The sequence below is a fragment of the Roseburia hominis A2-183 genome (assembly GCF_000225345.1).
In the GTDB taxonomy this organism is placed as follows: Bacteria; Bacillota; Clostridia; order Lachnospirales; family Lachnospiraceae; genus Roseburia; species Roseburia hominis.
Window position 1 is genome coordinate 2,185,898 of the sequence record NC_015977.1, and the last position, 26,290, is coordinate 2,212,187.

Here is a 26,290-nt window from a genome sequence, read left to right on the forward strand (position 1 = left end):
CCTCTGCCGAATTCGCTTTTTTTATTATATGCCAGATCTTAAGGTTTTACAAGTTATCCCGATTTATTTCATTTTAATTTCAGAAAATGTACATATTTTGTCAGGAACCGGAAATACTGAAATAAACGAAAACCGGAGGAATCTCTCATATGCGCGGACGTAATTTTCTCATCTGCGGACTGACCGGCTGGTGCATGGAAATTCTGTTCACCTCCGCAGGCTCCCTCGCAAGACACGACGGCCGTCTGATCGGTCAGACCTCCCTGTGGATGTTCCCCATCTACGGTATGGCTGCCTGCATCGGTCCGGTCTACGCAAAAATAAAAAAGCTGCCGGCACTCCTGCGCGGCAGCATCTATACAGTGGGTATTTTTTCATTCGAGTACTTAACCGGATCACTCTTAAGGCGGCATCACTTCTGCCCCTGGGACTACAGCAGCGCCAGGGCAAACGTCAACGGGCTGATCCGGCTGGATTATGCCCCGTTGTGGCTTGGCGCAGGTCTGCTCTTCGAGCGCATCCTCGTGCACACCGACCGTCTCACTTAACCCGTCAGCGCGCGGCGATGCCGCACACTTCCTACAGATCCACATCATCTGCAATGCCTGCACCGATGTCCTGCATGTTTAATGTGCGTCTCTTGATGCGCGCCGCCTCGGATGCCTTCAGAAGATAATTCTTAATCTCCTTTGCATGCTTGATATGACTCAGGCGAAGTTCCTTGTCTGTCACGTCTCCGGTGTAGCAGATGATCGTTCCCAGCCCGAAAATCCGCTCCGGCAGTGTGGCTGTCAGCTTGACATCCTGCACTTTGTACATGTAGCAGTCATTCTCTTCCACCTTGATCAATCCCTCATCGACGGTAATCATATCCTGACTGATCGTATATTTGGTAAATGTCCATGGAAGTCCGAAGAAAAGTAACCGTTTACGCTCCTGATACTTTACCTCCTCCGCTTCTCCCTGACTAAAATTTGTCTCTTCTGCCATGTCTGTTCTTCCTTTCCTTGTATGTTCCTCCCCAGGCGAAACTTTTTGCATTCTTTTCTGCGTACCTGTAGTTTACTTCATTTTTCTTTTTCGCGCAACCAAATATCAGAAAACGGCTTCCATCTTTTGAAATATCATGCCAAACAGCCCGTCTTTTCCCGATTCGTGCGTAAATATTTTTCCCCTTGAATTCACAGAATGATTATTATATGATAGAAAAAATGCCTGGAGACAGACAGATTTGTTCTGCCGTTTCCGGTCAATACAAGGAGGATTTTATGCGTCATTTAATGAGCCCATTGGACTTCTCCGTCGATGAGTTGGACAAGCTTTTGGATCTTGCCAACGATATCGAGAAGTACCCACAGAAGTATGCCCATGCATGCGAAGGGAAAAAGCTGGCAACCTGTTTTTATGAGCCAAGCACCCGTACCAGATTAAGTTTTGAAGCTGCCATGTTAAATCTCGGCGGTTCTGTTTTAGGTTTCGCCAGTGCCGATTCCAGCTCGGCAGCCAAAGGTGAAAGCGTTTCCGATACCATTCGTATTATTTCCTGCTATGCAGATATCTGTGCTATGCGTCATCCAAAGGAAGGTGCACCTCTTGTTGCCTCCCAGAAATCCCGAATTCCCGTTATCAATGCCGGCGACGGCGGTCATCAGCATCCCACCCAGACTCTTACCGATCTGTTAACCATCCGTTCTTTAAAAGGACGCCTTGGCAATCTCACGATCGGACTCTGCGGCGACTTAAAATTCGGACGCACCGTACATTCTTTAATCTCTGCGCTGATCCGCTATCCGGGCATCCGTTTCGTGCTGATCTCCCCGGAAGAACTTAGAATTCCAAGCTACATCCGCGAGGACGTCCTTGCAGCGAACAATATCCCATTTACCGAAGTGGAGCGTCTGGAAGACGCCATGCCGGATCTGGATGTTTTATACATGACCCGTGTACAGAAGGAACGCTTCTTCAACGAGGAAGACTACGTCCGCTTAAAGAATTTCTACATTCTGACCAAAGCGAAGATGGATCTCGCCAAGGAGGATATGCTGGTGCTTCATCCGCTTCCGAGAGTCAACGAGATCTCCGTCGAGGTCGACGACGACCCGAGAGCCGCCTACTTCAAGCAGGCACAGTACGGCGTCTATGTCCGCATGGCGCTGATCCTAACACTCTTAGACATCAGGGTCGATTAAATAAAATCGGCAGAAAGGACAGATACATGTTAAATATCAGTGGAATCCACGAGGGTTTTGTATTAGACCATATCAAAGCCGGTATGAGCCTGCAGATCTACCACGACCTGAAGCTCGACGAGCTCGACTGCACGGTTGCCATCATCAAAAACGCGAAGAGCAGCAAAATGGGCAAGAAGGATATCTTGAAGGTGGAATGCCCGGTCGAAGCGTTGGATCTCGACATCCTCGGCTTCATCGATCACAATATCACAGTCAACGTCATCAAGGACGACAAGATCTATGAGAAAAAGGAACTGCACCTTCCAAAGCAGGTCAAGAACGTCATCACCTGCAGGAATCCGCGCTGTATCACTTCCATCGAGCAGGAGCTTGACCAGATCTTCCTCCTGACCGATGAAGAAAAGGAAGTCTACCGCTGCAAATACTGCGAAGAAAAATACCGGAATCCCAACCGCAGATAAACCGACTGTGCCTTTTTAAGGGATAAGCAGTATTATTAGAAACAGATACCTGAAAGTTCCAGATAACCATACGGCGGCAAATTTTGACCGCAAAATCCGGTATTTCTAACCAAGCGAAGGCTGGCATTCATGATGATCCGTGTCTTTCCAAGTTTGGAGCACTCCTCGGACGGTGTCCGCAAATCATGAGACAATTTTAGGAGCTTTCGTGCGGCGCTTTGCACGCTTCCGAGTAAAACCTAATCGCGCGGACTGATGTCTGAGGAGATTTCTGCCATGTTTTTAATAGCAGAAGTCTCCGAGTTTCAGTCCGCGCGATTTTATAATGTTTATGAGGGAGCGCGCATTAGCGCCGCTAGAAAGTCCGCTCATTGTCTCTGATTTGTCGGACACCCTCCGGGAGAGTCCAAACGTGGAAGAGACACGGAATGAAATACCAGCCGCGGCATGGAAGAAATACTTGAATTTTGCTTCAAAAAATTTGCCGCCGTATGGTTATTCCGGAACTTTCTGTTCTCAGTTCTTCCTGTAATACTGCTTATCACTACAAAAGACACTGACCGCTTACAGCAATTCTTTTAAGATCTGGTTCACCAGTGCAGGATTTGCCTTTCCCTTCATCGCTTTCATCGTCTGTCCGACCAGAAAGCCGATCGCTTTTTCTTTTCCATTGTGGTAATCCTCCACCGACTGCGGATTCTCCGCAATGACTTTCGCCACCGTCTCACGGAGTGCTCCCTCGTCATTGACTGTCAAAAGCCCCTTTTCCTTCACATAGGCTTCCGGATCAATGTCCTCTTTAAAGACTTTCTCGAAGACTTCCTTTGCCACGGTGTTGGTGACGGAACCGGCATCCGCAAGATCCACCAGCTTTGCAAGATGTTCCGGTGAAAAGCGGATCTGATCCGGATCCATTTCATTTTCTTTTAACAGGCGGATTGTCTCCGTCATGATCCAGTTGGAGACTTTTTTCGGCTTTCCGCAGATCGCGGCCGCTGCCTCAAACAGATCTGCAAATGATTTGTCTCCGGTCAGGATCTCCGCATCGTATTTTGGCAGACCGAACTCATCCTGATAGCGGATCAGCTTCTCATCCCGCATCTCCGGCTGGCGTGCCTTCACGCGCTCAATCCACTCGTCGCTGATGACCACCGGAACCAGATCCGGCTCCGGGAAATAACGGTAGTCCTGTGCGTCCTCCTTGGATCGCATCGCGTGGGAGGATTCCTTGTTGTCATCCCAGCGGCGGGTCTCCTGGATGACCTTTTTCCCCTCCTCGATCAATTCGATCTGGCGGGCGCGCTCGCCTTCGATGGCTCTCGCGATCGCCTTGAAAGAGTTCAGGTTTTTCATCTCGGTACGTGTTCCAAACTCAGCGGCTCCCGCCTCCCTGACGGACAGGTTGACGTCGGCACGCATGGAACCTTCGTTTAATTTGCAGTCCGATGCACCGAGATACTGGATGATCAGCCTCAATTTTTCCAGATAGGCAATGACCTCCTCCGCGGAGCGCATATCCGGTTCCGACACGATCTCGATCAGCGGAACGCCGGAACGGTTGTAATCCACGATGGACACGTCCTCCCACTCGTCATGCACCAGTTTTCCCGCATCTTCCTCCATATGGATCTCGTGGATACCGATCGTCTTTTTGCCGGCAGCCGTCTCGATCTCCACGCCGCCGCTGCGGCAGATCGGCAGATACAGTTGGGAAATCTGATAGTTCTGCGGGTTATCCGGGTAAAAATAGTTCTTGCGGTCAAATTTGCAATACTGGGTGATTGTGCAGTTCGTCGCAAGTCCGACCGCCATCGCATATTCCACCACCTGCTTGTTCAATACCGGAAGGGATCCCGGCATACCGGTGCACACCGGGCAGGTGTGGCTGTTGGGCGCTCCGCCAAAGGCTGTCGAGCAGCCGCAGAAAATTTTTGTCTTTGTCGCTAATTCTACATGGACTTCCAGTCCGATTACGGTTTCGTATGTTTTGCTCATCTATCTCATCCTCCCACTGTCATCGTGCCAACGGACTGTGTTCGTAGCTTCTGGTCTGCTCATAAGCGTATGCCGCGCGGATGATTTTTTTCTCCGCAAAGCAATCACCGATGAGCTGCAAACCGATCGGGAGTCCGCTCTGATCCGTTCCGCAGGGAAGCGTAATTCCCGGGAGTCCCGCAAGGTTCACGGAAATCGTATAGATGTCGCCCAGATACATTTTCAGCGGATCGCTCAAGGACTCGCCAAGCTTCGGTGCCGTCGTCGGTGCCGCCGGTCCTAAGATCACGTCATATTTTTCAAATGCCTTGTCAAACGCCTGCTTGATCAGCGCCTTCGTGCGGAGTGCCTTTAAATAGTAGGCATCATAGTAACCGCTGCTCAGCACGAAAGATCCCAGCATGATACGTCGCTTCGCTTCCGCGCCGAATCCTTCGGAGCGGGTCTTTTTGTACATATTGTGAAGCCCGTCATACTGCTCTGTGCGATAACCGTATTTGACACCGTCAAAACGTGCCAGGTTGGAGCTCGCCTCCGCGCAGGCGATGACATAGTAAGCCGGGATTGCATACTCGACCAGACTTAAATCAAACTCCTCCACGATCGCACCTTTCTCCTCCAGCTTCTTTGCCGCGCCAAGAACCGCCGCCTTTACCTCCGGGTCCAGTCCGTCGCCGAAATAGTCTCTCGGGATACCGATCTTCATCCCACGCACATCATCCACAAGCGCCGTTGTAAAATCATAGTCCTCGCGCTGCACCGATGTGGAATCTTTGACGTCATGTGATGCGATCGCCTCTAAGATCGTCGCGCAGTCGGTCACATCCTTGGCGATCGGTCCGATCTGATCCAGGGAGGAACCGTAGGCAATCAGTCCGTACCGGGATACCGTTCCGTAAGTCGGCTTGATGCCGGTCACGCCGCAGAAGGAGCTCGGCTGACGGATCGAGCCACCGGTGTCGGAACCGAGCGCATAGCTGCACTCTTCCGCTGCAACCGCCGCGCAGGAACCGCCCGACGAACCACCCGGCACATGCCCGGTGTTCCACGGATTTTTTGTCACGCCGTACGCCGAGGTCTCGGTCGTGCTTCCCATAGCAAACTCATCCATGTTCGTCTTGCCGAGGATGACCGCTCCTGCCTTTTCCAGATTAAGGACCGCCTCCGCTGTGTAGGTCGGGACGAAATTGTATAAAATTTTGGAAGAACAGGTCGTAAGCAATCCCTTCGTGCACATGTTGTCCTTGATCGCTACCGGCACACCCGCAAGCGGTCCGGTCAGTTCTCCCGCATTAATCTTCGCCTGCACTTCCTTGGCACGCTTTAATGCGCCCTCTCTGTCGACCGTCACAAAGCTGTGCACCTGTGCCTCACGCTTCTCAATCGCATCTAAAGCCGCCGTCACTGCCTCCTCGACGGTCACTTCTTTTTCTTTTATCTTTCTGCCGAGTTCCACGGCAGTCAAACTCATCAAACTCATCTGTTTTCCTCACTTTCCCTCTTTCATGCGCATGCACGCTCTCTCATGCCCTGCCTTATGAGATCGTCTTCGGAACCTTAAAGCCGCCGTCTTTTTTCACCGGAGCGTTCGCAAGTGTGTCTGCACTTCCGTCGCCATTTGTCACCACATCCTCCCGGAATACATTATTCACCGGGAATACATGCGACATCGGTTCCACGCCCTCCGTGTCCAGTTCATTGAGTTTGTCAATGTAATCGAGCATCTCCCCCATATCTTTCTTCGCCCGCTCTTTTTCCTCGTCGTCAAGCTCCAGCTTCGCAAGGATTCCGACGTACTCGATCGTCTCATCGGAAATCACGTTCTTCGGTGTGCGCTCTGTCTGCGCTCCCTGCTTCTCCCCTTTCGCCTCTGCACCGTCCGCTGCCCATCCTGCAGTTCCATTCAACTGCACGCTATCTGTCGTCTGTGCCGCATTCCCGACACCCACGTATGTCACCATGCCGTACAATGCGCAGTCACAGATACCGGTATTGTTCCAGTCTGCACGAATTCTAGTACCCTCGTAGTGCATGCCGCATTTTTTCATGACCTCTCCGGAATATGGATTCTTCGGATCATGTCTGGACTCCAGCCGCAGTACGCCGACCTCCTCAAACAGATAGCGCATGACCTCGGCAAGTGCCTCCGTGGTAATGCCTTTGTGCCAGCGGCTCCTGCTGATGCAATAACCGATCTCGCAGGACTGTGCCTTTTCATTGCGGCTCACGACAGCGATACTGCCGACCGGCTCTCCGCTCTCCTTTTCCTCGATACACCACTGGTATACCTCCGGATTGTCATAGGCCGCTACCCACTCTTTTAATATCTGTCTGCTGATCTCTGCGCTCTCGTGTGTCGGCCAGGTCAGAAACTTTGTGACCTCAGGATCGCCCGCCCAGTTCTCATACATTTTTTCTGCATCTTCTAATGTAAAACGTCTCAAAATCAGCCGCTCTGTCTCAAGCCGTTTTGTTCCCAAATCTTTCACTGTCATTCTCCTCTCTGCATCCCGTACGTCCCGCCGAAACGCTCCCGCACTTTTGCATTCAGCTTTTTGTATACTCTCTCAATCATCCACGGTTCACTGCACGCCGCGAGCGCCTCCTCCAGGAAAAACCACCGCACACCGCTGTTCTCGTCCGGCTTGATGCGAAGCACTTCGGCTTCATCCGCCTCCAGAAGATACGACACATTCAGATGCAGATGCGACGGCACGTAGGCTCCACGCTTCTCATGCCCGTCGACCGTCAGAATCTCAAGTGAAAAGATGTCTTCCGAAATCGCCCGTATCTCTGTCACGCCGGTCTCCTCCATCGCCTCGCGCTTCGCAACCGCCAGAAGGTCTCTGTCTCCGTCCGCATGACCGCCCGTCCACGCCCACGAGTGATAAATGTTATGATAGATCATCAGCACCTTATCGTGCGTGGCGTTCAACAGCCACGATGACGCTGTCATATGCGCCACCTGATTCTCTCTTGTAAATAAATCCGGCTGTGTGGCAAGAAGCTGCCGCATCACTGCCTGATCGTGTGCTTCCTGCTCATTGTACGGCTTGTAGTCTGCAATCTGTTGTTCTATGTTCATGTGTGAGTTCCTTTTCTGTTGTTATTTTAAGCCGTTTTGTTCTCTTTGCATTTTTCTACAGTTCCAGGCGGCTTAGAATCTAAAAGGGATTTAAGCCGCTTTGTTGCTTTTTATTTTTCTACGGTTCTAACCGGCTTAGATCCAAAAGCGATTTAAGCCGCTTTGTTCTCTTGGGTCTTGTTTACGGTTCCAGGCGGCTTAAATCCCTTGGGAACAGGGTTGTCTCGCGGACATTGTCCTCGCCGACCAGCTTCATGGTCAGGCGCTCAAGTCCGATTCCCAGTCCGCCGTGCGGTGGCATGCCGTATTTGAATACCGCCAGATACTGTTCCATTCCCTCGGTCGTCATGCCGCGCTTCTCGATCTTATCCAGCAACATCTGATAATCGTGGATTCTCTGACCACCTGTCGTGATCTCCAGTCCGTGATACAACAGGTCAAAGCTCAGCGTGTATGTCGGATCTGCGGGATCGTCCATCGCATAAAACGGACGTTTTTTCGACGGGTAATGTGTCACAAATACAAAATCCGCACCACATTCTTCCTTATAATACTGTCCGATCAGCGCTTCCTCTTCCGGCTCAAGATCGTAAGGATTTCTGATCTGGCGGTGATATTTTTCCGCCACTTTCTGTTTCGCCTCATCAAAGCGAACCGCTGGGATCTGCTCCACATTCGGAAGCGTCACGCCAAGCATCTTTAATTCCTTGGCGTAATCCCGCTCCAAAAACTTCATGGTATATTGTAAAAATCCGGTTTCCATCGCCATGATGTCCTCAAATCCGTCGATGTATCCCATCTCAAAGTCAAGGCTGGTATATTCGTTCAAATGACGCTTGGTATTGTGCTTTTCCGCACGGAACACCGGCGCGGTCTCAAATACCCGGTCGAACACGCCCACCATCATCTGCTTGTAAAACTGCGGGCTCTGCTGCAGCACTGCCGGTCTGTGAAAATACTCCAGCCGGAACAGATTCGCGCCGCCCTCGGCGCTTTTCGCTCCGATCTTCGGTGTATGAATCTCCGTAAACCCTTCGCTGTACAGAAAATCACGGAATCCTCTGACCACGCCCTCCTGGATGCGGAACTTCGCCCGCTCTCTGACGTTGCGCAACGCAATCGCACGGTGATCCAGATTCGTCTCCAACGTCGTTTGCAGTTTCCACTTGGAAATCGCAAACGGAAGCTGTTCCGCCGGTTCCGACAACACGCGGATTGTATCCAGACGTACCTCAAATCCGTTCGGCGCGCGGTGCTCTGCCCGCACGGTTCCCTCCACCTCGATGGTCGACGCTTCCTTCAGTTCTTTTAAATCGAACTTTGTTTTTCCCTCTTCAAATACGCACTGCAGTAATCCCTCTCTCTTGCGCAGGATCACAAATGCAACCTCGCCCATATCGCGGATGGTGTGGACGGCGCCATTCACTTTTACCTGTTTTCCCTCGAAATCCCCGGAAAGGATTTCACTGATTTCCACCGTTTCTTTTTTGCTCACTCCTGTTACATATTCCATATTGTACGCTCCTTTTCGTCCGGTGCTGCCGGATTGATCTAGGTGCGGGACGGGATTCCTTTCGTGCATCGGCTGCTTTCTCATTTAACCTGATGCAATATTTCCTAAATAGAACAAAAAAGCCCCGGAAAGACAAACTGTCTTTCCGGGGCGGGATCTTCTTCTGCAACTTCTGCTTGTATTCCCGCGGTACCACCCGCTTTGAAAAATGATTCACAAAAATCATTCTTCCACTCTTTGTGCTTAACGCGCACCAACGTACTGACCTACTTTACCGCTGCCGTCCCACTCTTACTTCTACCCGCAGGATAACCGCCTGTTCAACCAGTCTGCTCCAGAGTGTTCCCGTTATCTTCTCTCTCAAACAGCGCTCTCAGTCGGTGACGCTGTATTCCTGTCGATGTCTGAAGATAAGAGTCTCCTTCATAGCCTTTCATGCTTTAACAATTTAATGTTGTAACATTTATACCACATCATTCTGGGGTTTTCAAGATATTTTTTCAAATATTTTGTAAAATATGTGCGGCACGGTGCATTACTGACATCTTCTCTAAATTGCACCTTTTTCTTTTAAGTACGCGAGAAATCCCTCGCATCCGGCATCCACGTCCCGGTAGGTATCCTCAAAATTACCGCTGTACCAAGGGTCTGCGATTGAGCAGCCCGGTCTGTCCGTGTAATCTAACAACAGCCTGATCTTCCCCTCCGTATCCGCTCCCGTGATCCGGATCGTATTGCGGATATTCGCAGTATCTGCACAGAGTAAATAGTCATAATGCTCATAGTCTTCCCTGGTCACCTGCCTGGCGCGCTTGCCGCTAAAATCCGTGTACGCCGTCCCGTCAATCCCACGCCGTCTCAATTCTGCCTGCGCCGGCGGATAGATCGGATTGCCTTTTCCGTTCCAGATCTCTTCTGTGGAGGTGGCAGCGGAAGCGATCTCGAAACGGGAAGTGAGACCTCGCTTTTCGACTTTGTCTTTTAAAATGAACTCTGCCATTGGGGAACGGCAGATGTTGCCGTGGCAAATAAATAATATTTTTATCATGCCTTAAAAACTCCTTGAAAATACTGATTTTATTTCACTTTTACGATAGATTATTTTCTTTACTTTCGTCGCATATCGTGACATAAATCCGCATATTCTGTTATCCAGATTTAGTAAAAATCTTAGTAAAACAGATCGATCTTCTCATTTTACTAAAGACTTTTTTCACTTAGGTTATCTTTTTTGTCGCAATTTTCTAATTATTTAAGCCATCTTCGTATATTTGCCAAATTCTTTCTTAGCATCTTCTGCTCCCAGATGCATATATGTATTCATTATTACTCCAATGGCAGAATGTCCAATAAAATACTAAAGTGTTTTATGGTTTATCCCGCTATTACTGCAACAAGTATGCCACAAACATGTGGTGTGGTTTTAGTAACTATTCTTTTAAAATTCCATTATGTTTAGCCCTTGTCCGCTCAAAGTACTTTTCCCAATGTAAAGCAACTTCCGGGATATTCTTCTTGTCTAAATACCAAAATCCCTTATATCCATCTATCGCCGGTCCCTTCTTTAGCTTTTCGGTTTTCTACAATATGACTTTAAAAATCTTCTGTTTTCCAAAACTGTCTGATAAATGCGTATCTACCATCTACTCGCTGGCTTTCTCTATTTCATAAAATACCCCTCTTTTTATCACGTCTGTTCTGCTTACGCCTTCTTTCGCTCAAATGCCTTTTTCCCTTTCTTCAAAGCAGCCCTAGCGCAATAAATATATTATACCATACCAAGGAAGATTTCACCATTTTAAAAGTTTTATGTTTTTACTAGCCACAAAGCTGTCGTATGATTAGGAAATTTTTCAAATTCTCGTTGATTGATTAACGCCTCCCACCTAAACAGTAAAACAATAATCAAACTCAGCATCCTCAGAAATCATTATCTTTCCCCTTCTATGGAATCCGTTCTGATGATCAATCTACAAGTTTTCTTTCCAGTTCTGCTTCGTCATCCATTCCAATCATACTCCTACTTTTCATTAATGCTAAGTAAAGCATTCATTCTGTCAGACTCTCCATTTTTCCGGATAACTCCGCCCCTTGTGGGAATGACTTATTTACCTCCGCTTTCGCTGTTTCAAACTGATGGTTCACATTTGCTAAGCTTTTCCTTTGCCCTAGCTAATGCCTACTCAGTTTTTAATAGTTACTTTGATTTTCTGTGTTTTAAATCTTTGTCTTACTCCCTTCGTTTTTTTGTGGATAAAAAAGCACCTTAGACTTTTTTCAAACTCTAAAATGCTCCTTAACTATATTATTATTTGATTATCCGATATTTCCACTAAAAGATAATGACTTTATATATTGCTCCATAAAGTCATAATCTGGCTCCCCATCTTTATCAATCGGAAGCTTAATCTTTGTATCATTCATATGTTCCAAATTCCATTTTCTGGCGTAAGAATGTAATTCGCCTTCCAATCTAAGAATTTGACAAAAAAATAATGCTAAATGAGGATTTAATTCCCTACCTTTTAAATATAAAACATTTACATCATCAGACGCCCAAAAAGGTACTTCTTGATAAAAAGCTTCACCAATCGAACCGTTATACGTCAATGAAATAGTATTACCTTCATGCATTGGTTCTTGACCTATATAACCAGTTACCCCATTATTAATTGCTGTAGCACCTATAAAGGGAGTATCTCCCATTGTTTGATCAGCTTTTGTTAATCGTTTCCCTTTCTTTATATCAAACAATTTGTTTAACTTGAAATAATCCCATTTTCTGTCATTTAGTGATATTCTTTTATTAATTGCAGGTTTAGCATATTTCTTTTCAAACTCATCTTTATCAATGTTATCTAAATACCAACACGCTTTATTATATCCCTCGTTCAAAAAGTAATCTGGTATCTGTGATATATCCGGAAGTTGATTATACTTCGGGAAAGTTTTTATTTCATCAAGATCTGGAATAAATAATTTTCCAATTGTTCTGTTTGCACCACGTCCATATGAATACTTATATTGATTATATCGAATAATGGTACAATACTGAATCATAGTCCACATATCCATATCTTTAATAGGTGTTAGATATGCTATATCTCTTCCAGAATAGTATTCTTCTTCCTGATAAAACGCTTCTAACACACTACCCGTCAAAGCTACAGAAATTGTTTTGCCTGGATTAGGTTTCACATTCTCCATTCGTGAAACACGAGCGGATACACCATTTTTACTCTTTGTTCGCGACACATAGTTTATCGCATCTTCTGAATCATCAATAGTAAGATAGCATAATTCCAGATTAACACCATATGTAACAGTGAATATTTCATCGAGCCGTTTCATACTTAATCCCCCAACAAACCCTTTTCATCCATGTACTTATACAATGCATATTTCTTGATTGTCCTTTCAAATACCGAATCATCCAACTTATTATAATCAGTTTCAATATATGCTTCTGCCAACGCTTCATCATTCGGGTTAATCTTTTTACGAAGCCAAATTGTATCATCAATGGCTGCGGTACCATCAAGTTGGTTTATCCATTCTTCTCGTATACTACTCCATGCACCGGTGTCTTTTCTTCCGTTGTGTGGAATAACCTTGAATCCATCATTTTGCCATCTTCCGAAAAATGTTGCTTTGTTTTTATCATGTGGAATGTGCGCTTTAAATACCATAATGCAAGTAGCTGTTCCTACATGGCTATCATAGAATAATTGCGGTGGCATTGTCATACATGCAAGTAATGTATGATACTTCAATAACTCTGCTCTTAATTTAGTACCACTATTTCCCGCACAAGACATAGGAACAATAGCCAAACCAATACCTCCCTTTTTCAAATAATGAAGCATGGAAGCAATGAAATCTAACTCATCTTGCCCCTTTTGAATTGCAACTTCTCTTAATCCACTATTTGTAAAATCTTTTTCATACTTATTTAATAAATCATTATTGGCTTTTATCTCATTTTGGCAATTAAAAATAGCTTCTGAATAATCTTTTCCGTCTGTCTTTTTTCGATATTCCTTGATTTTTTTATTAAGCCTTTTATTCTTATCTTTTAGCTCATTTATCTGCTTAACTATAGGATATTCTTGCTTGGAAGAATTATCCTTTTTATCAAGTGAATATGGTGGATTAATCATACCAATATCTATATCACCAAAATCACTTAACGCTTCATTTAAAGGAATTTTACCTGTATCTGTATATGTCTTTCCGCTATCATCTACCGGAGCGTAAGAATCTATCAACAGTGAAGAACAGTTAAATAAATTTGATTTGCCATCCCCGTGAAATCTCATGTTAGCATAAGCAAGTGCATACATAGATGCATCACGTTCAACTCCTATTAAGCTGTTCTTCTGTGCATCCTCATATCTAGATACCTTCTTTTCATCGCTAACTACTTCACTTTGAATATTTTGTTTTATCCTGTTAAGAGAAGCAATCAAAAATGCTCCTGTTCCACAACAAATATCTAATATCTTTGTATTCTCATCAAATTTTCTGTCACTATAAAACTCCGCAATATCGCAAAAAAGTTCTGTCACATGCTTGGGCGTTAATACAATTCCCTTTTCCTTTGCATTGCCTTTTGTAAATCTTAAGAAAGTAGTATAAAATTCACCCATTACATCAATACCAGTATAAGTATCTAGTACTTCAATTACGTTTTCATACAAAGAATATATGCAGCATGACAAGACAGTATCTCCGTCTGGAAATAATTTATCTTTTCCCTTTGGTGCCTGTGTCAACTCATCCTTTGCAAGAAGCGTATCATAAAACTTTTTTAGAGATATTCTTTTTCCCTGCGGAATTCCATCTATATCCCAAATTCCTCTTATATATGATTCATCATATATATCTTTGCCATCGCCATACAATGAGCTTTTAAGCTGATTAACAGCACTTTTTCCAATCGGATCAGAAAGCATTTTCTTCGCTTTAGTACTCTTCTTATGGTCAATTGCATTTTTTGTGTTTTTATATAATGCAGATTCATGATTAGTTAAGCCAAGAATGATTGCTGACACAAATCCTGCTTTTGAATTATCTTCAATGCCATTCTGCCTTAAGAAGTTAGCACAATTAAGCGTATACCTTCTTAACTGCTTTCTAACAGTTTCCTCTGTTTCTCCCATTCTTCCAAGAACACTGTTAACATCAGACTTATACTGGGTAATAGATACTAGCGAATTATCCAAATAACCATCTTCAATAAGTGCAATACTCGAAATCTCCTCACCTTTAGGCCAAACAAAAGACGAAACTCTTGCTGTTTGCTCCGTTTGACCTGAAATGCCAATAGATATAACATCATAATCGGATTTCAAAAAAGATGCATACCATAACGCTCCGTTTATTGCATACTTTTCAGTTTCATCTGCCCCACCATACCCATGTTTAACATAATCTTCAACGTCATCTAGACATGAATGATCATCTACAGAGCCCTTACATTCAATAACTATAATGATGTCTGAACCATCAAGTGTTACAACATAATCTGGCGTTCCCTTTGAACGCATAGTCTGCTTCTTTGATGCTTTTTTAAATACATCTTTCAGCCAATCATAAGACGTTCCCTTATAGCTATCTTCTTTGAACCAAGTTATCCCATCCACTGTTGTATTTTGCGCCATAGGATAGCCATCAATTTCTTTCAGTTTATCTGCAACCAAACCTTTGGTTGTTTCCTCGCTAGAATCTTTTTTAGCCATTGTTCTTATTCTCCTTCTCAGTATTCTCAGTAATAATCTTTGATGCCTCTAGCAAGGCAGTTCTTCTAACAAACTCGCTATACGAAGCGTAGGTTTCTAACCGAGCAGCTTGTTTAAGCTTTTCAAGTTCTTCCTCACTAACACGTATACTCATTGAATATGTCTTATTCATATTACCCCCTCCTACATACATTATATTCCATACGTGGAACAAATACCATACAAATCTCCACTCATTCTTCAAAGCTTATGTTCTTCATTAAAGTTCATTAAATCCCTTCTCTGCTATTCTTATTCCACTGAAATTCTTTTCTACTTTCAATAAATAACAGTACTCTTAGACATTTCATAAATATTATTGCTGTCTGTTGAATCGGTGCTATCAGTACAGGGCCACAATTGGCATTACATTATCACAGAAAGGAAATCCACTATATCCGTCTATAGATTTCTCCACTTTAGTCGCGTTCCTATTCATGATGATTGTTTGAAACAGTTGTGCCACATCCGTATCAAACTACAACACCATTATATCACTATAGTTTATCAGCATATCGCATATACTATATTTTCTACAACTAGTAGTCGATATTCATGTTTTGCTTTTCAAGATCAACGCCTTTCTGTGTCAATTTGTAAAATTCAGATATTTAGAAATTTTCTCATTTAGTCTTTGGAGATTGCCTCTCTTATGACTACATCATTAACCAATACTCCAGCAAACTGACATCCAAATGGATTCTTTAACGAAATATCATCATCAATTATCATCCAAAAAGCTAGTCGTAACGCCCTCCGGGCGGTATGAACGGAACCATAATGAGAAGATTTCATAATTATCAAATTTCATATCTGCAATTTTTACTTAATATATTTATATGATGTCATTTTATTCAAAAGAATTACATCATACCCCGCCAGCAATGCGTCTATATTATCTCTTGCATTTTTACATTGAAACAAAGAGGTCATAACCGTTATTTGTGACATTTCAACCGTTTTTAGTAATTCTGGTACAGAATAATCAAAGGCATTATTAAGCGAACAATATCTAAATTGCTCAATATTAACACCACATTCCGTATAGAACTTCTTCTGTTCTTCTTTCAGCCTTTGCATCAAATTTCGCTTACTACGGCCTTCGCTTTTTGTATCACCCACAATTCCGACATATAAATATACCGTATTATATCCTGTCTTCTTTCCTGTCCAAATATAAAGACAATCTTGCACTTCAGAATAATTGCTGATTTTATCAAATGAAATCCATTCACTTGGACTATTCCACACTGGCGCTTTTGACATTTTTCCGGTTTCTTCCCGAAATCCTTGTTTCAATAAAGCTTTCAGTTTTTGTGTTGCCTTAGTTTCCGGTCTATTGATCACATTTTCAACTGTAAGGAAATACAAACCACCACTTTCGCATAATGAGCATATCAGCTTTTCTCCAATAGAAATCTCCTCAACATATGTATGAATTCCATCCATCCTTAACTGATTAAACTGAATCGAATCATTAACAGTAAATTGCCACGCTGCAGCTGTTCCTCTTTCTTTATTTTTATGCTTAGGCGAAAATGTTATAGAAGATTTACGTCCCGCATACTGAAAAATACCTTCAACACTCCCTGATGCATCCCAATTTCTACAACATTGTATAGGCAAACCCATAACACCATTTTTCAAAGACATAGGAGTAATATTAATTTCCACATTTTCCATAAACTCACATCCCTTTCCACTATTTCATCCATTGACCCTATTACCAAATCACACATCAAGTTCTATGCTTGCATATTTTAATGCTTACATTTTTCCACCAATACGAAAATTTTCTTCATAATTTATAATCGATCTTTTATAACTCTTTTCCTCTTCTCTTCCATTCTACCTCAATCGTCGTTCTATTTACAAGTATAATGCATCATATCATCTTCAATTTTCTGCTCATCCTTCTCCTCTCAATCTCCCCCAGTTCCCTTCCACACAATGCTTCCACTTGTATCCAGAGGCTTTCCCAGACTTCCTCATCTTTCATGTCAAACAATGGTTTTGTTTTGATTCCCGGAGTTACAAGAATAGAACTGCATACTTCCCTATATTTTGCATTAAACTCCATTATTCTTTTCTTAGCCGCCTCGCTATCGAATGGGCTTGATTGACAGATTTGCGTTGCAAGAAGAATATCATTCTCCAGTTCCGTAAGTTTTCCCTTATGTTTCAAATATTCCAAAACGCCCTCCATCGCCTTATCCATTTTATCCATATACGCCACCTTCTCTTTCCTAATAATAAAAAACTTTGTCATACCGCATTTGTCGAAAATTATCATATTCCGTCGGCATCCTGCAAAAAGTCCCAAGAATCTCCCCCTTTCTACCGATGCCCTAAAATATCCCCTGCATCGTCTCTCCCATTACCAGACAAAAGGCATATCCTCTTTTAGGATTCCTTCCCTGCGGCGGATTGCTCCTGCCTCTTGCGACATCCTTTGTCATCGCCACAGTGCGATCCCCGCGGAGCCTTTTACTTCATAGGGCGCATTTTCCTATAAAATAAAAAACGAGAAATCCGATCATTTCCCATCGGACTTCCCGTCATTCTTCTTATCCTATTTTCCCCATCCCCTACTCATAATCGAACTTCCCGTCGTTTTTCTCCTCCAGTGCCTTTATCATATGGTAGGTAAACTCATTGTACGGTGTCGGGATCCCCAGTTCACGCCCCATGCGCACCACCGCGCCGGCGAACATGTCCACTTCCGTGTGGCGCCCCGCATCCAGATCCTGCAGTGTGGAATAGCGCGCCCGATCCCGCACCTTACTGCCGAAGGTGGACGAGGTATCCGCCTTGTCAAAATCGATCCCCTTTTTCTCCGCGATCCGGTCCACCTCTTCCCGCAGCCGGTCCCGCAAAAATGCCACATGCTCACTGTCACGGTAGGCGCCTACCCCGCACCCCACCATCGCCTGTGCCTGGTTGTTCGGTACGTTGAGCCGGAATTTGCTCCAGATCTCCGTGCGGATGACGTCCGTCGCACGGTAGTGCAGCCCTGTACCCGCGAAAAGATCGTTCAGCGCCTCAATGCGTCCGGTGCCTCTGCTAAGATCCGCCTCTCCATATACAATACCGATGGTCGTCTCCGGATCGAATACCACCTGATTGCCCTTTCGCTCCGAGGCAACCTTGATCAATGAATAGACAATTTGGGACGGATCAATGACCTCTCCGATGATCTCCTCGCTGTCCACGCCGTTCATCAGGCTCATCACTGTCGTGTGTCCGCCTGCCACAGTCTGAATATCGCCAAGTGCCGGGCGAAGTGCCTGATACTTGGTTGCAACGATTAAAAGATCGACACCGGCAGCCTCCTCCGGCGTCCTAACAGCGGGGTGGTATACCTGCCCGTTAATGACAAAGCCGTCCCTCTCATAGCGCGCCTTCCGCTCTCCCGATGCGACTACGCACAGATCAATCTCTTTCTTTTTTGCAAGCCCCCACATGACATAAGAACCCACTGCTCCTGCGCCAAGAATGGCAACCGACTGATATTTCATTGTTTTAACCCTCTTTCTCCTGATACCTGCTTATCATTTCCTCACTCCGCTAATTATGAAAGCAGAAAATATTTCATATAAACATTGCCAAAGATCAACACGGCAGCTGCAACGATCAGCACAATCAGTCCGAAAACGGCAATTTTCTTTAACATGCTGTGTTTTTTCTCAAAAGAGTCGTTTTCTTCCTGGTCGATCACTTCCACATTATCCATTTTCATTCTTTGATGATCTGCAATATTTCCCTCCGTCTGGCTTTGATCTACAGCCAGCAGAAAATCTTCTTTTGCGCGGGTTGCATGCATACTTTCCTCTGTCTGGCTTTGATCTACAGCCCGCGGGAAATCTTCTTTTATGCGGGTTGCATGCATACTTTCCTCTGTCTGGCTTCGATATACAGCCAATGGATCCGAGATATGCATGATCTTACTCCTGAACTCGAAAAGCCATAAAACATCTTCTTCACTGCAGGGATAATCCTCAAACGAGCCTTCCCCGTGTGCCATCTGATTCCTTATATGTCTTAGTTCTCTAAGCCTGTCATATGTCTGATTCCATTCTGGAATCCTGTTTCTTTGCATGACCGGAACAGCCATCATATCATTCAGATAACATGTTACGCCGCCGCTGTTTATACCGTACATTTCCGAACAAAGTTTATCCAGCTTTTTATATTCATCAAAGAAAATGATACTTGTATTCTCTGGCACGTTCTGTACCTCCTACCTCTTCTCCCGCAGCTTTTTCAGATATGCATTCTTCACTTCATTCTCATGCCGGAGTCTTCCGATCTCATCCTTCAGATACTGCACATACTCTCTTGTCAGCTTCACACCGCCCCGGACCGCCACGTCCTCATGCTGCTCCATCTCATCCAGCCACTGCTGCAGCGATTTATCCCGAATATCATTAAACGTCGTATCTTCCTTAAAAAACATCGCTCTCTCCATTCCCCGCATCATTTTCCCGCGCACCCGCATCTTCCAGCTCCAACCGCATCAGCACGAGTTCCTGCCATCTGCCGTCGCGGGTCAGAAATCCCCGCGGATTTCTTCCGTATTCCACAAACCCGTACTTCTTATACAGTCTCACTGCGTTCTCATTGTCACCGACCACCTCAAGTTCCAGCTGCCGGAATCCGGCTTCTTTCGCGCAGTCAATGCAGGCGCCGGTCAGCGCCGCGCCGATTCCCTGTCCCCAGTATTCCCGCAGGATACTGATGCCGAAATCCGCGCGGTGCCTTAGCTTCTCGCGCGTACTAAGCGCATGGTTTCCCGCCGATCCCACGAGGATGCCGTCCACAAATGCACAGATCTCAATCTCCGTGCGGCTCGCCTTTTGCGCGGCAAGCCGTTCTTCCATGTCCTCCACCGAGTGCGTCCCTTCGTCCGCATACGTTGTCAGAAAATCCGTCTCCGCGTGTGCCTGTGTAAAATAGTGCAGAAACGCCGCTGCATCCGCCCGTTCCGCATTTTTCAAAAGACATTTTCTTTGATCTTTTAAACTGATCTCCCGGTAATATAACATGTTGCTCCTCTCCCGCTTTTGCGCAGCAAGCCTCTCATCAAACCTCATTTGTCACCGAGTATAGCACACTCCTACGCAAAAAGAAAGAACGCACTCCTGGACACATCAGAACCTACTTTGCTGCACACGCACGTAATTCTGCAATCTGCTTCTCCGTCAGCGGTACCGTCGGAGAATTGTCATCACAGGTGTTCCTGTTTTCCACAATTAAACTTGTGTCTGTTATCCTTTCTTCCATGCGAGCCACAATCGCATTCACTTTTTTATCTCCACATCCATCTCTCTCTCCTTTCCCTCCACAAAAAACTGCCCTGTTTTTCTATTTTTATTAGTAAGAAAACAGGGCAGTCCCATACACAGTCTTCTGCTCCTTGTTGCAGTACGCCATGTGCATGTCATTGTAGTATAGTTCAATTCCGGAAAACACCGGGTACACGGTAACTTTTCCGGTCCCCGTCCCATCCTCCGTTTCCACTCTCTTCCCGTCTGATCAGTTCTCATCCAAACAATATTTTTCATCTGTTCTAAATCATGGTATACTGGATTGCAGCGTAAAGCAACAACAAATCCGCGCAGATACATAAAGGAAGTTTATCATATGAAACGAATCGATTTTGAACATGGAACCATCACCGGAAATATTTTAGGAGCCGCCCTTCCCATGCTGGTCGCACAGCTCTTAAGCCTGCTCTACAATATTGTAGACCGGATCTATATTGCCCGCATCCCGGATGTCGGCACCACAGCGCTCGGCGCCGTCGGACTCTGTTTTCCAATCATTGTCATCATCACCGCCTTCAGCAATCTTTTCGGCAGCGGCGGCGCCCCGCTTTTCTCAATCAGCCGCGGCGGCGGAGATACCAAAAAAGCCGGTCAGATCATGAATACCTCATTTACCATGCTGTGCGCCGGCGCTCTGGTGCTGATGGCAGCCGGCCTGCTGTTTGCAGCGCCAATTCTTAAGCTGTTCGGCGCCTCGGATGCCGCCCTGCCATACGCCTATCCTTACCTGATGATCTATCTGCTCGGCACGCTGCCGTCCATGATTGCCACCGGTATGAACCCCTTTATCAACGCGCAGGGGTACTCCGTCGCCGGCATGCTCTCGGTTGCCATCGGTGCCGTGACCAATTTTCTCTTAGATCCGCTTTTTATTTTTGTCTTTCATCTGGGAATCACCGGTGCCGCACTTGCCACCGTTCTCTCCCAGACGCTGTCCGCGCTCTATGTGATCCGCTTTCTACACCGGCGCGCGGAATATAAGGTGCGGCTGCTGCGCCCGGCTGAGTGGAAATCCAGTCTGGTCGAAGCAAAAAACATTATAAGCCTCGGCACCGCCGGATTTATCATGCAGCTCACGAACAGTCTGGTATCCATTTTCTGCAACAATGTCCTCGGTGCAACCGGCGGCGATGTCTACATCTCCGTCATGACCATCATCTCAAGCGTCCGGCAGATGGTGGAAACACCGATCTACGCGATCAATGAGGGAACCTCGCCGATCTTAAGTTACAATTACGGTGCAAGACGGCCGGACCGCGTGCGAAAAGCGATCCTGACCCTCGCCCTCCTGATTCTGCTCTATACCGCCGTCATGTGGAGCAGCATCATCCTTGCCCCGCGGGCGCTGATCGGCATTTTCAGTTCGGATGCCGCACTGGTTGCTGACGCCATTCCCTCATTAAAGCTTTACTTTGCCGCATTTATTTTCATGGATCTGCAGTACATCGGACAGACCGTCTTCAAATCCCTGAATAAGAAAAAGCACGCCATCTTTTTCTCCCTGCTGCGCAAAGTGTTCATCGTCGTGCCGCTGACCTATCTTCTTCCTTATGCTTTCGGCATGGGAACAGACGGTGTCTTTGCCGCAGAACCGGTATCAAACGTCATCGGTGGAAGTCTATGCTTTATAACAATGTTGTCTACAGTGCTGCCGGAATTAAAGCGGATGGAAAAAGAAGCGTAACCCGTTTCTCCCTGCTGTCTTTGTATTCAGACACACTGCATTCATCTCCTATGTTTCTTCGTACTCCGCCAGTTCTGTCTCCGTCTCAAGCATCCGCTCCAGCAGACTGTCCTGGTTGGCTTCCTCCGCATCCACAGCGCTCTGCAGTTCCATCAGCTTCGGATAATCACTCGCAAGCGCCGGATCTAACATCTGCATCTGAAGCTCCGCCAGCTTCTCCTCGCTCTCCGCAAGCATCCGCTCATACTTTTCCTTCTGGCGCTGCAGCCGGGAGCGCACCTTGCCCGGATTGTAATAGGTCTTCTTGTCAAAAACATCCGAGAGCGTCGGAACACTGCCGGTATCCGCCGCCCCTCTCACATGGGCTCCCTGTCCTGCGGCACTTCCCATGTTCCGTCCTGCGGCATTTCCCGCTTCCGCTGCCACGCCGCCTGTTCCTTTGCTGCCCGCGTTCCGTTCTGCGGTGCCTCCCGCGTTCCGCCCTGCGGCGCTTCCCGCATTCGCTGCCACGCCGCCTGCACACTTCTGCTTCTCTGCGAGGTATTCCTCATAATTCATCGCATACTGCCTCACGGCGTCCCCGGAAAATTCCAGAATGCCCGTGGTGATCCTGCTGATAAAATAGCGGTCGTGCGACACGAACAGCACCGTCCCCTCGTACTCGCGCAGCATCTGCTCTAACGCTTCTTTTCCGATGATGTCCATATGGTTCGTCGGCTCATCCATGATCAGAAGATTCGGTCTGGTCTGAAGCATTTTGCACAGTGCGAGACGCACCTTCTCCCCACCGGAGAGCTGCCCCATTTTTTTCTCCACATCCTCCCCGGAAAATAAAAAGCCGCCGAGCGCGCTGCGCACCTCCTCGCGCAGGTACCCCGGATACGCTGCCCAGAAATTCTCAAGCACGGTCTGCTGGGGCGGTGCCTGCTCCATCACCGCTTTCTGCTGGTCAAAATACCCCCACTCCACGTTCTGCCCGAATTTGAAGCTGCCGCCAAGTGCCGGCAGTTCTCCGATCAGTGTCTTTAATAATGTAGATTTTCCCTTGCCATTCTCCCCGATGATCGCCAGACGCTCCTTTTTCTGCAGCAAAAAGGACACCTCTGCCAGCGGTGCATCATAGCCGATGGAGAGGTCTTTTGCCTGAATCACATTGGTGTAGCTCTCGATACGCGGCGTATACCGCCCGTGAAATGCGCGCGTATCAAAGCGTCTCGGCTTCTCAATCTTCACCATGTGCTCGATCGCCATGCGTTTTGAGCGCGTCGCCGCCACCTTGGTCGGTGTGTTCTTCCACTTTTCAATCCAGTCCGTCAGCCGTTTGATCTCTTTCTGCTGTTCCTCGTAATCCTTCTCCTGCTTGATGAGATCCTCCTGCTTGCGCTGCATGAAATACGTGTAGTTTCCCGGATAGCGCTTCATCTCGTGATACTCGATCTCATAGGTCACATCCGCCACCTTGTCCAGAAACATCCGGTCATGCGACACGATCACGACCGCTTTGTCATAGCCTTTCAGATAATTTTCCAGCCACTCGATTGTCGGCAGATCCAGATGGTTCGTCGGCTCGTCGAGCAGCATGATATCCGGGCGCGTCAGAAGCAGCTTTATAAACGCCACTTTCGTCTGCTGCCCTCCGGAAAAACTGCCGATCGGACGCCGCAGATCCTCCAGTGCAAATCCAAACCGCTGGAACATCGTCTCCATATCCCTGCGCCAGGAATATCCCCGCATCGCCTCCATCTGCTTCTGCAATCTGTCATACTCGCGCAGGAGCGCCCCATCCGGCGCAGTCTCCTTTGTCTCTGCCGCCGTCTTCATCTGCTCCTCCAGCTCTTTCATGCGCTCCTCACAGGCAAACACCGGTACAAAAACTTTTTTTAATTCGTCCTCCACGGTCACCTCCGCGTCCACAAAGTTGACCTGCCGCAGGAAACCGATCTCCTGGCCTCCCGCCATCGTGATGCCGCACTCCTCGTCACTGTCTAAGTTGCTCATCTCTATATCCCCGGCAATCAGCTTTAGCAGGGTCGTCTTTCCACAGCCGTTGCGCCCCACAACCGCAATTTTTTCCCTGTCGTGTACCTTAAAATTGACGTCCCGCAGAATCACGTCCCCGCCGAACTGGACGCGTGCGTGTCTGATCTGATACCTCATAATTAAAACCCACTTCTTTCTATATTATAGTGCAAAAGCCACGGCTGTCTGCCGCGGCCTCTCTTTTCCATGGAACTTCATATCTCTGCCGATAAACTCCTGTTTTGAACTCTTTTGGATTATACCGAATCCCTTCTGTACTGTCAACGCCTCCCGCCGCAGGTTCCCCCTCTTTTCCTCTCCCATTTCTATACAGAATTTGCTAAAATTTTAACAATTTTTTATTGATTTTATGAGTTAACTATGTATAATTATGGTAGGGGAAGTTGGCAAATTCCAGCATCCCGGAAAAGATATCGTAAAGCCTGCTATCCGCAGGTGTTTACCATATAAATATGAAAGGAAAGAGGTTTAATAAGATGGCAACAATCGATTTAAGCAAGTACGGTATTACCGGAACCACAGAAGTTGTGTACAATCCTTCTTATGAGATGTTATTTGAAGAGGAGACCAAACCGGAGCTGAAAGGCTACGAAAAAGGACAGGTCAGCGAGCTGGGTGCAGTGAACGTTATGACCGGTATCTATACAGGTCGTTCTCCAAAAGACAAATTCATCGTTGTAGATGAAAACTCCAAGGACACTGTATGGTGGACCTCCGATGAGTATAAGAATGATAACCACCCGGCTACCCAGGAAGCCTGGAATGCAGTAAAGGACATCGCTATCAAAGAGCTCTCCAACAAGAGACTTTTCGTAGTTGATGCATTCTGCGGTGCAAACAAAGATACCCGTATGGCTATCCGTTTCATCGTTGAGGTAGCTTGGCAGGCACACTTTGTAACCAACATGTTCATCAAGCCAACCGCTGAGGAGCTTGAGAACTTTGAGCCGGATTTCGTTGTATACAACGCTTCCAAGGCAAAAGTTGAGAACTACAAAGAGTTAGGTCTGAATTCCGAGACTGCTGTTATGTTCAACATCACAAGCAAAGAGCAGGTTATCGTTAATACCTGGTACGGCGGAGAGATGAAGAAAGGTATGTTCTCCATGATGAACTACTTCCTTCCGCTCAAGGGTATGGCTTCCATGCACTGCTCTGCAAACACAGACTTAAACGGCGAGAATACCGCTATCTTCTTCGGTCTTTCCGGTACAGGTAAGACAACACTTTCCACAGACCCGAAGCGTCTTCTGATCGGTGATGACGAGCACGGCTGGGATGACAACGGTGTATTCAACTTCGAGGGTGGATGCTATGCTAAGGTTATCAACCTTGACAAGGATTCCGAGCCGGATATCTACAATGCAATCAAACGTAACGCACTTCTTGAGAACGTTACTCTGGATGCAAACGGCAAGATCGATTTCGCAGACAAGAGCGTAACCGAGAACACCCGTGTATCTTACCCGATCGATCACATTCAGAACATTGTTCGCCCGATCTCTTCTGCACCGGCAGCAAAGAACGTTATCTTCCTGTCCGCAGATGCATTCGGCGTACTTCCGCCAGTATCTATCCTGACACCGGAGCAGACACAGTACTACTTCCTGTCTGGATTCACAGCAAAGCTTGCTGGTACAGAGCGCGGTATCACTGAGCCGACTCCTACTTTCTCCGCTTGCTTCGGACAGGCATTCCTTGAGCTGCATCCGACCAAGTACGCTGAGGAGCTTGTTAAGAAGATGGAGAAGAGCGGTGCTAAGGCATATCTTGTTAACACAGGATGGAACGGCACAGGCAAGCGTATCTCCATTAAGGATACCCGTGGTATCATCGATGCCATCTTAAACGGCGCCATCAAGACTGCTCCGACCAAGACGATTCCATACTTCAACTTCGAGGTTCCGACAGAGCTTCCGGGTGTTGATTCTGGAATCCTTGATCCGCGTGATACCTACGCAAATGCTTCCGATTGGGAGACAAAGGCTAAGGATCTGGCTGCAAGATTCGTTAAGAACTTCGCAAAATACGAAGGCAACGATGCTGGTAAGGCACTTGTATCTGCTGGTCCGCAGGCATAATTGCTGCGAACAATCCGCCTAAGAATCATAAAAGAAGGGACTGCCGCATAAAGCGGTCAGTCCCTTTTTACGTGGTAAGTACTATAATGGAAAACAGATCATGCCCTTCGATTTCAGATGGAAATGTAGCTG

The 26,290-nt window shown here is 46.5% G+C and carries 22 protein-coding genes and 1 pseudogene; 5 read left to right on the forward strand and 18 right to left on the reverse strand.

Annotated features, from left to right (window positions below; genetic code table 11):
- Positions 1–149 precede the first annotated feature (149 nt).
- Positions 150–548, forward strand: coding sequence for a putative ABC transporter permease (locus tag RHOM_RS09805; protein WP_014080154.1), 399 nt, complete (start codon positions 150–152; stop codon positions 546–548).
- A 31-nt stretch (positions 549–579) separates the two neighbouring features.
- On the opposite strand, the gene RHOM_RS09810 is transcribed toward RHOM_RS09805, so the two are convergent.
- The gene (locus tag RHOM_RS09810) at positions 580–990 is read right to left on the reverse strand and encodes a PH domain-containing protein (RefSeq protein ID WP_014080155.1); all 411 of its coding nucleotides are present in this window, start codon (positions 988–990) and stop codon (positions 580–582) included.
- Between the two features lie 278 nt (positions 991–1,268).
- Between RHOM_RS09810 and pyrB the strand changes: the two genes are divergently transcribed.
- Together pyrB and RHOM_RS09820 are read left to right on the forward strand one after the other, a co-directional pair.
- Complete coding sequence (gene pyrB / locus RHOM_RS09815; protein ID WP_044024664.1) at positions 1,269–2,189, forward strand: aspartate carbamoyltransferase; 921 nt, start codon at positions 1,269–1,271, stop codon at positions 2,187–2,189.
- A gap of 26 nt (positions 2,190–2,215) precedes the next feature.
- The gene (locus tag RHOM_RS09820) at positions 2,216–2,653 is read left to right on the forward strand and encodes an aspartate carbamoyltransferase regulatory subunit (RefSeq protein WP_014080157.1); all 438 of its coding nucleotides are present in this window, start codon (positions 2,216–2,218) and stop codon (positions 2,651–2,653) included.
- 564 nt (positions 2,654–3,217) lie between these two features.
- Here the strand turns inward: RHOM_RS09820 and gatB are convergent.
- The 16 genes and pseudogenes from gatB to RHOM_RS09895 all read right to left on the reverse strand — a co-directional run bounded on the left by gatB (position 3,218) and on the right by RHOM_RS09895 (position 20,071).
- Positions 3,218–4,648, reverse strand: a complete 1,431-nt coding sequence (gene gatB / locus RHOM_RS09825) for an Asp-tRNA(Asn)/Glu-tRNA(Gln) amidotransferase subunit GatB (RefSeq protein ID WP_014080159.1) — start codon at positions 4,646–4,648, stop codon at positions 3,218–3,220.
- Positions 4,649–4,667: 19 nt separating this feature from the next.
- Entirely contained in the window at positions 4,668–6,128 is a 1,461-nt protein-coding gene (gatA, locus tag RHOM_RS09830) for an Asp-tRNA(Asn)/Glu-tRNA(Gln) amidotransferase subunit GatA (protein WP_044024665.1), read from the reverse strand.
- A 55-nt stretch (positions 6,129–6,183) separates the two neighbouring features.
- Entirely contained in the window at positions 6,184–6,468 is a 285-nt protein-coding gene (gene gatC, locus RHOM_RS18305; RefSeq protein ID WP_304281532.1) for an Asp-tRNA(Asn)/Glu-tRNA(Gln) amidotransferase subunit GatC, read from the reverse strand.
- Positions 6,469–6,687: 219 nt separating this feature from the next.
- Positions 6,688–7,143: pseudogene (locus tag RHOM_RS18310) on the reverse strand (GNAT family N-acetyltransferase); the annotation flags it as partial.
- Positions 7,140–7,733: an NUDIX hydrolase gene (locus tag RHOM_RS09840; protein WP_014080162.1), complete on the reverse strand. Its 594-nt coding sequence runs from the start codon at positions 7,731–7,733 to the stop codon at positions 7,140–7,142. The pseudogene RHOM_RS18310 and the gene RHOM_RS09840, both read right to left, overlap by 4 nt.
- Positions 7,734–7,914: 181 nt before the next feature.
- Positions 7,915–9,246, reverse strand: a complete 1,332-nt coding sequence (gene aspS, locus RHOM_RS09845) for an aspartate--tRNA(Asn) ligase (protein WP_014080163.1) — start codon at positions 9,244–9,246, stop codon at positions 7,915–7,917.
- 550 nt (positions 9,247–9,796) lie between these two features.
- Positions 9,797–10,294 carry a low molecular weight protein-tyrosine-phosphatase gene (locus RHOM_RS09850; protein ID WP_014080164.1) on the reverse strand — a complete coding sequence of 166 codons (498 nt, stop codon included), beginning with the start codon at positions 10,292–10,294 and terminating at the stop codon, positions 9,797–9,799.
- A 1,268-nt stretch (positions 10,295–11,562) separates the two neighbouring features.
- Complete coding sequence (locus RHOM_RS16990) at positions 11,563–12,597, reverse strand: restriction endonuclease subunit S (RefSeq protein ID WP_014080165.1); 1,035 nt, start codon at positions 12,595–12,597, stop codon at positions 11,563–11,565.
- A 2-nt stretch (positions 12,598–12,599) separates the two neighbouring features.
- The gene (locus RHOM_RS09860; RefSeq protein ID WP_014080166.1) at positions 12,600–14,987 is read right to left on the reverse strand and encodes an HsdM family class I SAM-dependent methyltransferase; all 2,388 of its coding nucleotides are present in this window, start codon (positions 14,985–14,987) and stop codon (positions 12,600–12,602) included.
- Positions 14,980–15,159, reverse strand: coding sequence for a type II toxin -antitoxin system TacA 1-like antitoxin (locus RHOM_RS09865; protein ID WP_014080167.1), 180 nt, complete (start codon positions 15,157–15,159; stop codon positions 14,980–14,982). The genes RHOM_RS09860 and RHOM_RS09865 overlap by 8 nt, the downstream gene beginning before the upstream one ends.
- Positions 15,160–15,848: 689 nt before the next feature.
- Positions 15,849–16,709, reverse strand: a complete 861-nt coding sequence (locus RHOM_RS09870; protein WP_014080168.1) for a hypothetical protein — start codon at positions 16,707–16,709, stop codon at positions 15,849–15,851.
- Between the two features lie 202 nt (positions 16,710–16,911).
- Entirely contained in the window at positions 16,912–17,319 is a 408-nt protein-coding gene (locus RHOM_RS09875; RefSeq protein ID WP_014080169.1) for a hypothetical protein, read from the reverse strand.
- A 295-nt stretch (positions 17,320–17,614) separates the two neighbouring features.
- On the reverse strand, positions 17,615–18,544 hold the full coding sequence (locus tag RHOM_RS09880; protein WP_014080170.1) for a ketopantoate reductase family protein: 930 nt from the start codon (positions 18,542–18,544) through the stop codon (positions 17,615–17,617).
- 53 nt (positions 18,545–18,597) lie between these two features.
- Positions 18,598–19,254, reverse strand: coding sequence for a DUF6548 family protein (locus tag RHOM_RS09885; RefSeq protein ID WP_014080171.1), 657 nt, complete (start codon positions 19,252–19,254; stop codon positions 18,598–18,600).
- A gap of 12 nt (positions 19,255–19,266) precedes the next feature.
- Positions 19,267–19,482 carry a hypothetical protein gene (locus RHOM_RS09890; protein WP_014080172.1) on the reverse strand — a complete coding sequence of 72 codons (216 nt, stop codon included), beginning with the start codon at positions 19,480–19,482 and terminating at the stop codon, positions 19,267–19,269.
- Positions 19,472–20,071, reverse strand: a complete 600-nt coding sequence (locus RHOM_RS09895) for a GNAT family N-acetyltransferase (protein WP_014080173.1) — start codon at positions 20,069–20,071, stop codon at positions 19,472–19,474. Before RHOM_RS09895 ends, RHOM_RS09890 begins: the two co-directional genes overlap by 11 nt.
- Positions 20,072–20,669: 598 nt before the next feature.
- Here RHOM_RS09895 and RHOM_RS09900 point away from each other — a divergent pair.
- Positions 20,670–22,037: an MATE family efflux transporter gene (locus tag RHOM_RS09900; RefSeq protein ID WP_014080176.1), complete on the forward strand. Its 1,368-nt coding sequence runs from the start codon at positions 20,670–20,672 to the stop codon at positions 22,035–22,037.
- Between the two features lie 48 nt (positions 22,038–22,085).
- Here RHOM_RS09900 and RHOM_RS09905 read toward each other — a convergent pair whose 3' ends face one another.
- Complete coding sequence (locus RHOM_RS09905) at positions 22,086–24,194, reverse strand: ABC-F family ATP-binding cassette domain-containing protein (protein ID WP_014080177.1); 2,109 nt, start codon at positions 24,192–24,194, stop codon at positions 22,086–22,088.
- A gap of 359 nt (positions 24,195–24,553) precedes the next feature.
- Between RHOM_RS09905 and pckA the strand changes: the two genes are divergently transcribed.
- A complete protein-coding gene (gene pckA / locus RHOM_RS09910; RefSeq protein ID WP_014080179.1) occupies positions 24,554–26,158 on the forward strand; it encodes a phosphoenolpyruvate carboxykinase (ATP) in 1,605 nt (534 codons plus the stop codon).
- The last annotated feature ends 132 nt before the right edge of the window (positions 26,159–26,290 follow it).